10 protein-coding genes are annotated in these 15,225 nt (G+C 62.2%); 4 read left to right on the top strand and 6 right to left on the bottom strand.

The window, feature by feature from the left end:
* The first annotated feature begins 61 nt into the window (after positions 1 to 61).
* On the top strand, positions 62 to 2,470 hold the full coding sequence (locus tag HMPREF2605_RS07175) for a DUF7825 domain-containing protein (protein WP_246828186.1): 2,409 nt from the start codon (positions 62 to 64) through the stop codon (positions 2,468 to 2,470).
* A 472-nt stretch (positions 2,471 to 2,942) separates the two neighbouring features.
* Positions 2,943 to 5,585 (top strand): TerD family protein, encoded by a 2,643-nt coding sequence (locus HMPREF2605_RS07180; protein ID WP_070847590.1) that lies wholly within the window; start codon positions 2,943 to 2,945, stop codon positions 5,583 to 5,585.
* 117 nt (positions 5,586 to 5,702) lie between these two features.
* Here HMPREF2605_RS07180 and HMPREF2605_RS07185 read toward each other — a convergent pair whose 3' ends face one another.
* A complete protein-coding gene (locus HMPREF2605_RS07185; RefSeq protein ID WP_005509120.1) occupies positions 5,703 to 6,050 on the bottom strand; it encodes a type II toxin-antitoxin system HicB family antitoxin in 348 nt (115 codons plus the stop codon).
* Positions 6,051 to 6,181: 131 nt separating this feature from the next.
* On the opposite strand from HMPREF2605_RS07185, the gene HMPREF2605_RS07190 reads away from it, so the two are divergent.
* Both HMPREF2605_RS07190 and HMPREF2605_RS07195 read left to right on the top strand, forming a co-directional pair.
* Positions 6,182 to 6,694, top strand: coding sequence for a helix-turn-helix domain-containing protein (locus HMPREF2605_RS07190; RefSeq protein WP_070847593.1), 513 nt, complete (start codon positions 6,182 to 6,184; stop codon positions 6,692 to 6,694).
* Between the two features lie 32 nt (positions 6,695 to 6,726).
* Complete coding sequence (locus HMPREF2605_RS07195) at positions 6,727 to 7,554, top strand: IS3 family transposase (protein WP_246828187.1); 828 nt, start codon at positions 6,727 to 6,729, stop codon at positions 7,552 to 7,554.
* A 92-nt stretch (positions 7,555 to 7,646) separates the two neighbouring features.
* Here HMPREF2605_RS07195 and HMPREF2605_RS07200 read toward each other — a convergent pair whose 3' ends face one another.
* The 5 genes from HMPREF2605_RS07200 to tkt form a co-directional block, all read right to left on the bottom strand.
* On the bottom strand, positions 7,647 to 8,753 hold the full coding sequence (locus HMPREF2605_RS07200) for a 6-phosphogluconolactonase (protein WP_070847600.1): 1,107 nt from the start codon (positions 8,751 to 8,753) through the stop codon (positions 7,647 to 7,649).
* Positions 8,746 to 9,732, bottom strand: coding sequence for a glucose-6-phosphate dehydrogenase assembly protein OpcA (locus HMPREF2605_RS07205; RefSeq protein WP_005506118.1), 987 nt, complete (start codon positions 9,730 to 9,732; stop codon positions 8,746 to 8,748). The genes HMPREF2605_RS07200 and HMPREF2605_RS07205 overlap by 8 nt, the downstream gene beginning before the upstream one ends.
* Positions 9,729 to 11,276, bottom strand: coding sequence for a glucose-6-phosphate dehydrogenase (zwf, locus tag HMPREF2605_RS07210; RefSeq protein ID WP_070738391.1), 1,548 nt, complete (start codon positions 11,274 to 11,276; stop codon positions 9,729 to 9,731). The genes HMPREF2605_RS07205 and zwf overlap by 4 nt, the downstream gene beginning before the upstream one ends.
* A gap of 273 nt (positions 11,277 to 11,549) precedes the next feature.
* The gene (gene tal / locus HMPREF2605_RS07215) at positions 11,550 to 12,650 is read right to left on the bottom strand and encodes a transaldolase (protein WP_070847603.1); all 1,101 of its coding nucleotides are present in this window, start codon (positions 12,648 to 12,650) and stop codon (positions 11,550 to 11,552) included.
* A gap of 171 nt (positions 12,651 to 12,821) precedes the next feature.
* On the bottom strand, positions 12,822 to 14,924 hold the full coding sequence (gene tkt / locus HMPREF2605_RS07220) for a transketolase (RefSeq protein WP_070847606.1): 2,103 nt from the start codon (positions 14,922 to 14,924) through the stop codon (positions 12,822 to 12,824).
* Positions 14,925 to 15,225 lie beyond the last annotated feature (301 nt).

Raw genomic sequence — 15,225 nt, forward strand, 5'->3', positions numbered from 1 at the left:
CGCGTGACTGAGGAGGCGCTTGCCGCCCGCGAAGCCGCGCTCGCCCTGCTGGGTGAGAACGGTGCCTAATACTGTGCCTGAAAGCGTGCATCCTGCGGCGCCTGCGTGGAGTGCCGAATACCTGCAGGAGTTTCTGTGGCGTATTGTGCCGGGCCGTTCCATGCGTTCTATGGATGATGAGGCGATTGCTGAATTCTTTAGGGAGCATCCGGAGCACTGGGAAAAGATCTGGGCGCTGTTTACCGTGGAGGGTGCCATGCCCTCGAATGGTTTCGCGATTTGGTTTATTTATGATGCTCAGCTGACCATCTGCGGTCATGATTTGCTGGTGTATTTGGCGGAGCATTTTCCGCAGTATCGCGCCCGGATTGAGCAGGAGTGCGTTCAGGCATTGCTGCGTGATTATGCGCCGCAGAACGCCCGCGTTTTCTCGCGTGCCTTTGAGGCGCTGACGGCGGTCCCGAAGGGTCTGCGGGGTGCTGAACGTAAGCAGGCTTTGGCGGAGCGGGCGCAATCCTATGCTCGGCACGGTGCGCTGATTCCGGCGTTGTTGGCTTCGCCGGTGGCGACCACGGCTGCTTTGGGTGCGCAGATGTTACAGAGTATTCTGCAGGTCTGCGCGCCGTCTGGCGGTGCTGCCTCTGCCGGTCAGGCGCCGCTGACTGCTGATGAGCTTCAAACCCTGGTGGCGGAGGCGCTACCTGCCGCCGCGCAGTTGCTGTTCCGGCGTGAGAAGAAGCTGATGACCGCCGGTTTGAAGGTGTTTGAGTTGAGTGTCCGGGCGGTACCAGAACGTGCCGGTGAGGTGTCTGCATATGTGCAGGATGCTGTGGAGGTTCTTCCTCTGGAGCTCAAGGACCGCGCCCAGAAGCTGTGCCCTGGCACTGTGTCCAGCCAACCCGGCTCGATTCAGCCTGGTTCGATTCAACCCAGTCCGATTCAGCCCGCCTCAGATCAGCCGCCCCATAGCGTGCAGATCCCGGATGTCTCTTCCCTTGGGCTCTCAGCCGCTGAGCTGAACAACGCCCTCAGAGCAACGCCGCAGGCTGGGTGCGCCTCCGAAGCCACCCGTGATGCTATTCTCGACGACCGGGACTGCGAGGAGCTACTGTTCGCCCTCTACCACCTCAACGAGAGGGAGCAGTCTGTCCGCCGCATCCCGGCGCTGCTGGCCTACCTGCACCGGGCGCATCAGGAGGGGCGGATCATTGAGTTCAGTCCTGTTTTTCAGAAGCACCTGCGCCGCTACCTGAGTCGTGCCTGGCATGACGGTCGCGACCAGTTGCGGTATCTGGCGTACCGTCTGCTGGTCCAGCATGTGCACGCCTCAGACCCCGCGGCGGTAGCGGAGCATGTGGGGCGTTTTCAGCCTTCTGATTTTTACTTTAGGGGGTACCCGCGGAAGGGTAGCGAATATTGGGCGTACCGGTCGCCGACGGCACTATTCCACGAGCAGCTTCGCGTTGCGTTCGGGGATCAGCCCTATAGCAGCGAGGGCGCGGCTGGGCAGGGTTTTGCGCCTCTGCTGGATGAGCCGTTGCCTGCGGTGGAGCGCTCTTTTGAGCGTACGGTGATTCGTTTCAAGTCGTACCGTGAGGCGTTTCCGAAGGTTCTGCGTGGTGAGTATGAGGTGAATGATTCCACCTACGAGCTGTGGCAGGTGCCGGGGGAGGAACCCGCTACGGAACGGAGCACGTTCACGGCGGCGGCGTACACGGTGGCTGGTGCTTGCGCGGAGTATCCGGGGCGTTCCCTGGAACATACCGAGGTGCCGTCTGTTGCCCTGGTATGTGGCTGGTACGCCTGGGCGATGCGCCACAACCCGGACCTTCTGGCGGCGCAGTATAAGCCGCTGCTGAGCGTGTATCAGTTCTCCCGCCTTCACGGTTTTGAGGAGGTTCTGCAGGCGCTCGGTGCTGCTGAGCGTGCTCTGGGTGTGCCGTCGTATAACTTCCTGGCGTGGGCTTCTGTGGTGCACGCCGCGGAGCGTCGCGCATTGGCGGCGGAGACGATTGCATCCCTCATAGACCGCGGCAACTGGGACGCGCGCCTTTTCGCCAGCGAGCTCGGGTACCTTCTGGAACACGGCTGGTTCGGGGTGAATCGTCTAGTGCAGACGTTGAACGATGCCGCTTCGCTGAGCCCTTTGGCGGGGTGGTCTGTCTTCCAGACGGTGCGCCAAATCCTTCCGTTAGTTCCGCAGGTGAGGCAGGGTGCCCCCATCGTGAAGCTGGCGGTGGAGCTTGCCGAACTGTACGGCACGCCGGTTGAGATTCCCGCCGAGCTGGAACCGAAGATGAAGGGCTCCACGGTGCTGGCGAAGAGCCTGCGCGCTCTGGCGGCGGTGACCCCGCGCGTGACTGAGGAGGCGCTTGCCGCCCGCAAAGCCGCGCTCACCCTGCTGGGTGGAGAAACCTCGAGCGGAGACACCTCGGGCGGAGGCACCTCACCGGCAGGCACTGAAGGGTAGATCACGGTAGGGGAGTCATAGGGGAGCACCCCGTAACTGCGCCGCCGTATCTGCCCCCCCCTACGCGCGCAACCCTGTGTACCCAACCTCGTGCACGAAACCTCGTGCACCCAACCGCACTCACCGCCCCGTGACGAAACGGCTTGACCACCGTCGCGGGGCGGGAGTACTCTATAGGTAATGGCGGATCATGAAGAGTCCTACTTTCTGAAATATCTTTTTCTTATATTTGTCGGATTCTTCGCTTCCCGCCATTTTTCTTTTAACCGCCGTTCCCACCGCGATGACGGGGCGCAGATGACTGGCGAGCCCCGCACGGAATGACGTAACCGCCTGTTTCCCGGCGAATACGCACCCCCGCAGGTCACCGATGACCAAACGCAACGACAACCCGCGCCCACGCCGCTACGATAAGAACATAAACACACCACCGACGGTGACAGTCGGGTGAGACCAACGGAAAGGACGACCCGTGACTACCCCCTACGACGCATCCCCCTACCTGCAGGAATCACCCTACCTCAACGAATCCGCATACCTTCACGGCGAAGCGCCCGAAGGCCTCAGCCCCCTCGTGCGCCTCATCCTGATGCGCCGCTACGGCGTGTACGTCTTCACCGACCTGTACGGCCCCTACTACCGCTCGAACTACTCGAGCATTAATGAGCGGCACCAGGCCGGTGTATTCGACACCGACCTGGGGCGAGTGTCCGCCCTGAGCAATTGCGGTCTGACCCTCAGCGAGGAATCCCTCGCCCAGGCGTTGAAGGTCAGCACCAACGAATTTGCCCTGTTCTTGACCATCTGGTCCTACGAGTACGGGTACCGCCCCGGCCGCGTGTTCCGCCGCGACTTTGATTTGCGCGCCCTGACGCTCACCGAGGAGCAGCGCTACACCGAGCAGATCATGCACTACCTCTCCAACCCGTACTACAACCCGGACGGCACGGAGCGCATCGTTGGCGGTCTGCCCGAGAACTACGTGCCCTACGAGTGGCAGCAGCCGCTGAGCCGCACCAACCTCATCGGTATGGAACGCAACCGCCGACCCCTGCAGATGGTCAGCGGCGTGCAGAACGCCCTAATCATGGCGGGTGCCCTCTACCAGCAGCTGCTCGGCCAGCAGCAGGTATACAACCAGACCGACCAGCGCGACCTGGTGGCGCTGCGCCGCTTCCTCGCCCAGCATGACGCCCTGCCAGCTGCCCGACCGGAGAACACCAGCCGCGAGAACCGCGTGTTCATCGCCGCATGCCTGCACCCCGAAGACGCTGAGCACTTGTACACCATGAAGGAGGCGCTCGCCCTCGCCGCCGCCTACTCGCGCCTGCGGTTCAACGGCACGGTGGGCGACCTGAGCCTGAGCCGCGCCCCGCGCCTGAAGTTACGCCGTAGCGAACGCACCCGCATCGCACACCTGCTCAACCGCATCATTGAAGCTGACCCGGTCGGTGCCCGCTACGACAGCGCGCCCGCAGCTGAAATGTACAAGCGCCTCGTCAAGGCGATTCACCCCGGAGACTACCCCTCGCTGACCGCGCTGAGCCGCTGGGCTGACGACCTGTACCGCGGCGAGGTGTACAGCTTCGAATCGCTGGTGGACCGCGCCTACGCAACCCGGGATGCGCAGAATGTGGCACGTCTGCTCTCGACCCGCCCCGGCGTGTTTGCGCGCCAGCTGGTGCGCGCCCTAGATGCTTTCGAAGCGCCCCGCTACGGCATAGACACCGCGCCGAGCCCCGGCCAGCAGGTCATCTTTGACGCGTTTGCCGCCGTGGCGCCGCGCGTTTCCGCGCCCATCCTGGTTCAGATTCGTAACCTGGTGACCCTGCAGCGTAACGCGCTCGCGAACCCGCCGAAGGAACGCCCCGCCAACCCGGTGGCGGTGCAGGAGGACCGGGAGCTCGCTGACAACGCGCGCCGCAACCCGGAGGGCGTCGCGAGGGTTCAGAACATCATGCAGAACGCGGGCATCCCGAACCCGCTGGGTTCGTTCTTTGGGGATAATTCCGGTCCGGAGAACCCGCTACCGTCCATTCCGGTCGGTTCCGAGAGCCCCGCGAGCCAGCGCGAGGAGCGCCGCAAGGCATCAGCTCAGAAGGATCAGCCTGCCGCCCCGCAGCGCATGAACCTGTCCAAGACCGGCATCGCCACCATGATTCCGGCGCGCGAGTACAGCCCGGCGGTGCTGGACCTGCTGGAACGCCTGGTTGAGATTGGTCTGTCCGGCCGCCTTGCCGAGACCAGCATCTACCTGCCCGAGCAGGTGGGGGACATGGTCATGCCGCTGAACACCCGCAGCGCCCGCCCCTCCCTGGACGGTATGGGCCGCTACAACACCTCCACGGTGCACCTGCCGCCCACTGGCGTGATTCGCCTCTTCTGCTTCTGGGATGAGGGCGTGGACATTGACCTGTCGCTGATGATGTTCGACGCCGAAGGCAACTACATGGACAAGATCAGCTACTGGTCGCAGACCGCGAAGAACAGCCAGGGTGCCATTTACGCGCACCACTCCGGTGACATTACGGACGGTACCGGCGGCGCCTGGGAGTACATCGACATTGAGGCGCGCAAGGCGCTCAAGGCGGAGGTGTGCTACCTCGTGCCGGTGGTGCAGCTGTACTCCGGCTTCGGGGAGGCACACACCCTGGCCGCGGTGAACGACCTGCAGGCGGGCTTCATGGTGGTGCCCGCCGTGGGCGTGGGTGAGGTGCACGAGGTGAGTCAGGTGCACACCAAGTTCACCTTGCGCGCTGAGAGCCGCGGCGTGCTTCCGTTCATCGTGGACCTGCAGAACCGCGACCCGTACGACATTCCTGATGAGACTGACGCTATCGTGAAGGTGACGGATATTGGTCTTGCCCGCGGCATTAACGTGCTACAGTCTGGCGCGAACATCACCGCCGTGCGTGAACACTTTGACTGGGCGCAGCCCATGACGGTGCGTGAGTACCTGCAACTGACCGGTGCGAAGCTCGCCCCGACCGCTGAGGAGGCGCAGGAGGTGCTGGAGGCGACGGTTCCGTCGCTGGCGGCACTGTACGTGGGCTTCGAGAGGGAGGAATCTTCGGAAGAGCAAGAGCCGCAGAATCCTACCGCCCCTGAGAAGTAGCGCGCGGCATAGAAAAGGGTGGAGCCCCGGATAGTCGAAACTATCCGGGGCTCCACTCTTTTGTCATGTCATAACATTTTGGAATCTTCGTTGGATGATGAAGATGTCCTGGATTACTTAGGCGACCGCTTCGAGCTGTTGGCTCACGTACTGGTTCAGGCTCTGGTGAGAAAGCGCTGCCTGCTGAACCAGACGACGATGCAATTGCGGTGAAACACGCAAGTTGAATCGTCCTGAGAAGGAACGCAGAGAGAACGGTTCGGGTGCCTCGCGGCCGTCTTCTTCAAGAATTTCGAGGGTATCGGCGACGACTTCTCGGATACCTTCGAATGCCTCGGTAGAGGTTGGGGCCAGGTATGAGAGGCTGGGAAATTCGGCGACGGTTCCGACGAATTCCTGGTCGTCTTCAGACCACTCGACGCGGTAGGTGTAGAGCTCTTGGCGGGGGAGAGTGTGACTCGGCATACTTCATGGTACCACTTCTAGTACCATTTCGGGCTGGTTTAAAACCATAGAGAAAAGCCCCGGATAGTCGAATGAACTGCCTCCCGTTTCTTGGACAACAAAACTAAAGTCCAAGAAACAGGAGGCTTTTCATGTCTGAACATCTGAGATCAAGGCATGACCATTTGCTTCGGAAACAGGCAGTACAAATGTTTGAGAAGGGACGTGGCTATCGTTTGACCGCCAAAAGGCTTGGCGTGTCTGCCGCGACTGTGAGAGAGTGGCAGAAAATGTACCGCGTAATCGGGAAGGGCGGGCTTCTTGCCATGGGAGTAAAGCGGACCAGATACGACTATGAGACCAAGGTCGCCGCAGCGAAGGCTGTGGTTGATGGTGGGATGAGTAAGCCTGAGGCGATGGTGCATTTCGGTATTGCAAGCGCAACACCGTTGAAGCAGTGGTGCAGGCTGTACCGGCAGGGCGGCGCGCAGGCGCTTAAGCCTAAGCCCAAGGGCAGGCCGAAGGGGTCGGTGCGGGCGGTGCCGCCAACGCGTGAGGAGGAACTCGAAGAGCGTGTGCGCAAGCTTGAGGCACAGGTGGCGTACCTAAAAAAATCGATTGCCCTGAAGGCGCAGAAGCGCTCCCAAACCGGGACAAAGCCCTAGTGGTCGCTGAGCTTTCAGGGCAGGGACACGCGGTGCGTGATCTCCTCGAAGCTGCTGGCCTTGCCAGGTCGAGCTACTACTACGCGTTGGCTCATCCCCAGCAGCCAACCAGAGTGCAGTTACGTTCCAAGGTCGCGCAAATCTTTTCGCGAACCCCCAACGGGTGCGGTCACAGGCAGGTGGCCATGTGTCTGCGTGCTGAGGAAGGGGTGCGCATTGCCGATAAGACGGTCTTGAAGATGATGCGCCAGATGGGGCTGCGCTGCGGTATACGTCGTGAGAGGCCCTACCGTAGGTATAACTCCTATAAGGGGGATGTGGGGCAAAGGTTCGCCAACATTATTGGTCGCAATTTCACGGCGACTGGTCCTTGGCAGAAGTTGGGTACTGATGTTACCGAGTTTAAGCTTTCCTTTGGTAAGGCGTATCTTGCTCCGGTGTACGATTTTGCCAGTAAAGAGATTGTTGCCCACTCCATCTCGATGTGCCCTAATCTTGCCCAGCAGCAACAGATGCTTCAGGTACTCGTGGACGCCAAACCTGAGGGGGTCGAGCCGATTGTGCATTCGGATATGGGGTGGCAGTATCAGCACGAGACCTATATCAGTACGCTGGCCGATAATGGTTTTATCCAGAGCATGTCACGTAAGGGTAACTGCATCGACAATGGTGCCACCGAGCAGGTCTTTGGACACATTAAGGACGAGTTCTTTCGTGGCCAGGACTGGCAGACCTTCGAGAGCTTCAAAGCCGACCTTGATGCCTATATCACGCATTGGAATACGGTAAGACGTCAGGTAAAGCTTAGGGGCCTGACTCCGGTAGAGTACCGGGTTCAGGCCCTGCAGGAAGCCGTGTAACGGCTAGTATTTAATGCGTCCAAGTTTCGGGGCGCAGTTCACGAAACTATCCGGGGCTCCACCCTTTATCCAATGCAGTTCAGAACCGAACCTTACGGGCGGTTCTCAGGAGCCAGCGACTCCTCGGTTGCAAAAATCAGGGTCTGCTTCTTACCGCGTGCACCCACCGCCGGGGTTTCCAACAGCAGCTCCGCGTTCAGGTCCTCAGCGTCCAGCTTCGCGCCAGCCAGAAGGCGGCTGGTCGCATCCTGCTTATCCTCACCGGTGATGAGGAAGAACACGTGACGCGAATTATTGATAATCGGCAGGGTCACCGACACACGCTCAGCCGGCGGCTTCGGTGAATCAGAAACCATCACGGTCACAGCCTTACCACCCTCAACCGGATCCTCCGGCAGACCGGTACCCAGCAGAACCTGCTTACGGCCCGGGAACAGGGACGCGATGTGGCCGTCCGGGCCCATGCCCAGCAGGGTGATGTCAAAGACCGGGGCGGGCCACTGGCCGCCGCCACCGCAGCCTCCGCCGCCTCCGCCGCCGCATCCGCAACCACCGGCGGATTCAGAAGCCTCAGCAGCCTCAGCGTCAAATTCGTCCAGGATGGTCTCTTCGATGGACTGCTCGGGTGCGGACGAACCACAACCGCCGCCGCCACAACCACAGCCGCCGGAGCCGCCGTGCTCGTGACCTGCGCCGCCACCGTGACCGCCAGCCAGCGGCAATTCGGTTGCGCCCTCGGGCATCTGCACACTCACAGCCGGTGCAGAACCGGCGTAGTCGCGCATCTCAAAAGCGTAATGCTCAGCCGCAGCCTCAAGACCGGTGAAAATATCGGACGGACCCATGCGGTGCACATTGCCCACGACCAGGCCGTGCGACAGCAGGGGAGCGAGCAGCACCTCAATAGCCTGACCGTCATTACGTTCGGGGCTACGCTCGGGCACGAAACGCTCATCAGAGAACCAGAAGTGCACGCGGGACCAGTCGATATCCTTCACGCGCTCGTTCTCAGCCCACGCCTTCAAAGTGGCGATACCCATCGTGCCGCCGGTCAGCGAAATGTGGGCGATCGTGCGCTCAGAGAGCACGTGCTCAATGATGTCGAGGATGCGGGTCACCGCGTCCTCTGCGAGAGCGTCGCGGGTCGGGTGCGCCACCAGGGTGGGGGTGGATGCGCCCATGTTCTGAATCTTAGGCATCGAAAACCTCCGGGTATTCTTCGAGGTCCAGCATGTCTTCAGGCTGGCAGGTGTCATCGACGAGGGTGACGGTGCACAGCGCCTGCTTCAGCACGTCACCGTAGGTGTCGTCCGGGTCGAGGCGGCGCAGCTCCTCAGAGATGCACTCGGCGAGGGTACGCACCGGCAGCGCAATCTGCTGATCGGGCGCGTACGGGGTGGAGATGGTTGCCACGGAAATGCCGGGGCGGAACATCGTCACGGAACCGTCTTCACGCTCAATGCTGACGCGGTACAGGCCGCGGTTTGCCGCGCCGATGGTGGCGAGGTGTACGGGCGCTTCAAGTTTCCAGCCGAGCCACGTACCGAGCAGCACCACGGACGGGGACTTGCTCGAACCCCATACAACCACGCGGCGTACGGGGGAGGAAGGCATCTGTTCCATGAGCGCTGCCAGCTGGGTGCGCCACAGGGTGAGGCGGGTCCACGCCAGGTCGGTGTCGCCTGCACGGAATACGTCGGTGAGCTTACGCAGCGCTTCCTTCGGGTCGTCGGCGCGTGCAGAGTCGGTAATGCGACGCTGCGCGATACGACCGATGGAGTGCTGTGCCGGGTTCTCGGGCACCGAGTGCGGCCACCAGACCACAATAGGGGAGTCCGGCAGCAACAGACCGGAGATCAGTGCTTCGGTCGGGCGGGATGCGCTACCCCAGCCGCGCAGAACAATCATCTCGGATGCGCCGGTGTCGCCGCCGAGGTGGATTTCTGCATCCAGCTGGTCGGGGTCGAGCGGGTCGTGAGAGATGTGCACAATAATGCGGCTCGGGTGTTCGTGGGAGGCACGAATTGCGGCGCGCATTGCTTCGCGGGAGTGGCCCTTTTCCGCGAGAACAACGAGGGTGAGAACTCGTCCGCTGCTGAGGCTACCGTTGGCGGCAGTCAGGTGGCTCAGTTCCTTGTTGATAGCGGAAACGGTGGTGTTATGCAGGTGCGAGATCACGGGCGCCTCCAAGCGCGGTTGTCACGCTCAAGCATCTCGTGTGCTGAACGCGGACCCCACGAACCGGACTCGTAGGGTTCAGGCTTAATGCGGTTTTCTTCCCAGTACTCTTCGAAGGGGTCGAGGATCTTCCAGGAGAGCTCAACTTCTTCGTGGCGGGGGAACAGCGGCGGCTCGCCGAGCAGAACGTCCAGGATGAGGCGTTCGTAGGCTTCGGGGGACTCTTCGGTGAAGGAGTGGCCGTAGCCGAAGTCCATGTTGACGTCGCGGATTTCCATCTGGGTGCCGGGCACCTTCGCGGAGAATCGGATGGTCATGCCTTCGTCGGGCTGCACGCGGATGACGATGGCGTTCTGGCCGACCTGCGGGTTTTCACGTTCGCCGAAGAGACGGTCGGAGGATTTCTTGAAGACCACGGCGATTTCGGTGACGCGGCGGCCCAGGCGCTTGCCGGCGCGCAGGTAGAAGGGGGTGCCTTCCCAGCGGCGGTTTGCGATGGACACCTTCAGCGCTGCGAAGGTTTCGGTGCGGGAGTCTGCGGGGATGTCGTTTTCGTCGAAGAAGCCGTTGACGTGCTCGCCGCCCTGGTAGCCTGCGGCGTACTGGCCGAGCGCGAAGGAGTTCGGCAGATCGTCAATGCGGAGCGCTTCGAGGACCTTAGCCTTTTCGGCGCGCAGGTGCTTGGCGTCGAGGCTGAGGGGCTCTTCCATGGCGGTGAGGGCGAGCAGCTGCAACAGGTGGTTCTGGATGACGTCGCGGGCTGCACCCACGCCGTCGTAGTAGCCTGCGCGGGAGCCGATGCCGATGTCTTCTGCCATGGTGATCTGGACGTGGTCAACGTAGTTGGAGTTCCAGAGCGGTTCGAACATCTGGTTGGAGAAACGCATCGCCAGGATGTTCTGCACGGTTTCCTTGCCCAGGTAGTGGTCGATGCGGAACACGGCGTCGGGCGGGAAGACTGCTTCCACGATGGAGTTCAGTTCGCGTGCGCTTTCAAGGTTGTGACCGAAGGGCTTCTCAATGACCACGCGGCGCCAACCGTCGACGGGGTTGACGGTGTCGTTATCGCGCGATGCGAGGTCGTGTTCGGCGAGCTTGGTGAGGACCTGCTCGAATGCCTTCGGGGGAATCGACAAGTAGAAGGCGTGGTTGCCGTGAGCGCCACGCTCGTCGAGTTCGGCGAGGGTGCTCTTGAGCTGTTCATAGGCTGCGTCGTCGTCAAAGGCACCTACGACGAATCGCATGCCCTGCTGGAACTGGTTCCATACGTCTTCGCGGAAGGGGGTACGGGCGTGTGCTTCAACGGATTCGCGTACGTAGGAACGGAAATCGTCATCGCTCCAGGGGCGGCGGCCGAAGCCGACAAGGCCGAAGCTCGGGGGGAGCAAACCGCGGTTCATGAGGTCATACACTGCCGGAAGCAGCTTCTTGCGGGCCAGGTCACCGGTTACGCCAAAGAAGACGAGCGCGGACGGCCCCGCAATGCGGGTAATGCGGCGGTCGCGAGTGTCCCTGAGGGGGTTCGCTTCATGACCGATAGTCACAATATATTCCTTTGATTGCCTTGGTTGGTTCGTGCGGCGCGCGGTTCGTACCTTATTCGCGCGGAGGCGATGCCGCATTCTGGAAGGTGTGTACCCTGTATTGTACCGGTTTTGACGGGATTGTCTCAGTGGCACCCTAATTCGCCGAGATTCCCCGAGCGGTGAAGCTCTGGCGGGAACCCCGGCGGATTAGGACGCGGTGCCGCGGTGCGCATCGGGCGGTGCACACCGATAGTGTTTAGTGCCGCGCTATAGTTCGGCGGCTACTAGCAGCTACTTGGCCTGTTCGAGTGCCTCACGGACGGTCTGCAGCAGCTCTTCCCAGGAGACGTCGAACTTGGACAGGCCCTCAACCTCGAGCTTCTCCACGACCTCCGGGTAGGAGACGTGAGCGGAGATAGCGTCCAGAACCTCATTCGCTTCGGAGTAGTTCGGCACGATGGTGTTGCCGGTAACCTCGCCGTGATCGGCAACAGCGTTCAGGGTTGCCTCGGGCATGGTGTTCACGGTGTTGGGTGCGACCAGGCCGGTGACGTACAGGGTGTCCGGCAGCGAGGGGTCCTTCACACCGGTGGATGCCCACAGCGGGCGCTGTACGTTTGCGCCGTGTGCCTGCAGGCGTGCCCAACGCTCGGAGGAGAACATTTCCTCGAACACCTCGTAGGCGAGGCGTGCGTTTGCCAGGCCTGCCTTGCCCTTGAGCTGCACAGCGTCGCCGCCGGCAGCTTCGAGGCGTGCATCGATTTCGGTGTCTACGCGGGAGACGAAGAAGGATGCGACCGAGTGGATGGTGGACAGGTCCTTACCGTTCTCCAGCGCCTGCTCCAGGCCGAGCATGTAGGCGTTGATGACCTCGCGGTAGCGGGTCAGGGAGAAGATCAGGGTTACGTTCACGCTGATGCCAGCAGCCAGGGTCTCCGCGATGGGGCGCAGGCCTTCCTGGGTTGCGGGGATCTTAATCATGACGTTTTCGCGGCCCACGCGCTCGTAGAGTTCACGTGCCATCTTGGCGGTGCCTTCGGCGTCGCGTGCCAGGCGGGGGTCAACCTCGATGGAGACGCGGCCGTCAAAACCGTTGGATGCCTTGTAGACGGGTGCGAACACGTCGCAGGCTGCGCGCACGTCGTCGCAGGTTGCGGCGAAGACTGCCTCTTCAACGCTTGCGCCGGCGGCGGCAAGCTCACGCATCTGCTCAGCGTATGCGGCGCCCTTGGAGAGCGCACCAGCGAAGATGGTGGGGTTGGTGGTCACACCGACGACGTTGTGGGTCTTGATGAGTTCGGCGAGGTTGCCGCTGGTCAGACGCTCACGGGAGAGGTCGTCAAGCCAGATGGAGACGCCGGCGTCGGAAAGCTTCTGAGTGGACTCAGACATGTGAAAACCTTCGATTCTTTGTCGAAATTGAAATTTGAGATATCAGTGAAATCTTCTGGGCGGCGGGAGGCTCCGGCTGAGCGGTCAGCCGGAGCCTACCCGTTGCGTCCGCACCCCACCCGTACAGGGGGAGCGCAGTGTGCGCGGCAGTTACCGCGGCGTTGTTACTGCCTACTTAGCGGCGTCGATGGAATCCTTAGCGGCGGCCACGACAGCCTCCGCAGTGATACCGAATTCGCGGTACAGGGTCTTCGCATCGGCGGATGCACCGAAGTGCTCGATGGATACGGCGCGGCCGGCGGTGCCGAGCAGGTCGTACCAGCTCATCGCCAGGCCAGCCTCGACGGAGACGCGGGCTACAACCGAGGAGGGCAGAACCGACTCGCGGTACTCTGCGTCCTGCTCAGCGAACCACTCACGCGAGGGCATGGAGACCACGCGAGCCGCGATGCCCTGCTCTGCGAGGGTTGCGCGAGCCTGAACAGCGAGCTCAACCTCGGAGCCGGTAGCGATCAGGATGACGTCCGGGGTGCCCTCGGTGTCAGCCATGATGTAGCCGCCGCGTGCGGTGCCCTCAGCGGAAGCGAACTTCTCACCCTCAGCGTCTGCGTGCACGTCTTCACGAGCCCAGACGGGCAGGTTCTGACGGGAGAGCACGATACCTGCGGGGCGGTCGGACTTCTCCAGGATGGTGCGCCATGCGACGGCGGTTTCGTTAGCGTCCGCGGGGCGAACCACGTCGAAGCCGGGGATAGCGCGCAGAGAGGAGAGGTGCTCGATCGGCTGGTGGGTGGGGCCGTCCTCGCCCACACCAATGGAGTCGTGGGTCCACACGTACAGTGCGGGAACGCCCATCAGCGCGGAGAGACGAACAGCCGGACGCTGGTAGTCGGAGAACACGAAGAAGGTGCCCGAGAACGCGCGGGTCGGGGAGGAGAGCACGATGCCGTTGACGATGGCTGCGGCAGCCTGCTCACGAATACCGAAGTGCAGCACGCGACCGTAGGGGTTCGCGGTCCAGTCTTCGGTGCTGTGCGATGCCGGGTTGAAGGACTCTGCACCCTTGATGGTGGTCAGGTTCGAGCCGGCGAGGTCAGCGGAGCCACCCCACAGTTCGGGGAAGGTGTCAGCAATAGCGTTGATGACGGTGCCGGATGCCGCGCGGGTTGCCACGGAGGTGCCAGCCTCGAACACGGGGAAGGCAGCCTTGTAGTCTGCGGGCAGTTCGCCTGCGACGAGGCGCTTGTACAGTTCGGCGCGCTCGGGGTTAGCCTTAGCCCACGCCTCGAACTTCTCGTCCCATGCCTTGTGTGCCGCTGCGCCGCGCTCAACGAGCTGGCGGGTGTGCGCCAGGACGTTCTCCTCGATGAAGAAGCTCTTGGCGGGGTCGAAGCCGAGCAGTTCCTTGGTTGCGGCAACCTCTTCAGCACCGAGCTTGGAGCCGTGTACTGCGCCGGTGTTCTGCTTGGTGGGTGCAGGGTAGCCGATGATGGTGCGCAGCTCAATGAAGGAGGGCTTGTCGGTGACAGCCTTCGCACGCTCAATAGCGGCGTACAGTTCTGCGACGTCCTCAACGTAGTCGCCGGTGCGGGTCCAGTCCACGCGCTGAACATCCCAGCCGTAGGACTCGTAGCGCTTTGCTACGTCCTCGGTGAAGGCAACGTCGGTGTCTTCCTCAATGGAGATGTGGTTGCGGTCCCAGACGACGATCAGGTTGCCGAGCTCCTGGTGACCTGCGAGCGCGCACGCCTCGGCGGTGACGCCTTCCTGCACGTCACCTTCGGAGGCGATGACGTAGACGTGGTGGTCGAAGGGGGAGGTGCCCGGTGCTGCTTCGGGGTCGAACATGCCGCGCATACGGCGCTGTGCGTAGGCGAAACCAACGGCGGATGCCAGGCCCTGGCCGAGCGGGCCGGTGGTGATTTCTACGCCCTTGGTGTGCTTGTATTCGGGGTGGCCGGGGGTGAGGGCACCCCAGGTGCGCAGGGCTTCCAGGTCGCTCATTTCGAGGCCGTAGCCGCCGAGGAACAGCTGAGTGTACAGGGTGAGGGAGGTGTGGCCGGGGGAGAGGATGAAGCGGTCGCGGCCTTCCCAGCGGTCGTCGGAGGGATCCTGGTTCATGACCTTCTGGAAGAGCAGGTAGGCGACCGGCGCCAGGCTCATTGCGGTGCCGGGGTGGCCGGATCCGACCTTTTCTACGGCGTCTGCGGCGAGGATACGTGCGGTATCTACGGCGCGCTGGTCGGTTTCTGTCCACTGGAAGTTCTCTGCCACGTGGGTGTCCTTTCACAACGTGAGTGGATGCGCCAGCAGGCTTGTGCTAGCGCGCTGTCCGTCGGGTGTAACGTGCCTTCGGTGGCGCTTATTCCCGCGCCGGTAGGTACCCGGGTAGGTGCGGGGCACACGGGGTGCTGTGTGTGGGGCGTCCGGAGAGTTGTTTCGACCCTTTCGTTTTAACAGGATAGTTCACGAGGCGGCAGGATCCGGTGTGTGAATGCAGACATTCACAGGGTGATACGGGGCTGAGATGGAGAAAAAGCGACGCTACAACGCGGGCTCCGCGGATTTCGCGGTG

This window comes from Rothia sp. HMSC065C03, from assembly GCF_001837295.1.
Classification (GTDB): Bacteria; Actinomycetota; Actinomycetes; order Actinomycetales; family Micrococcaceae; genus Rothia.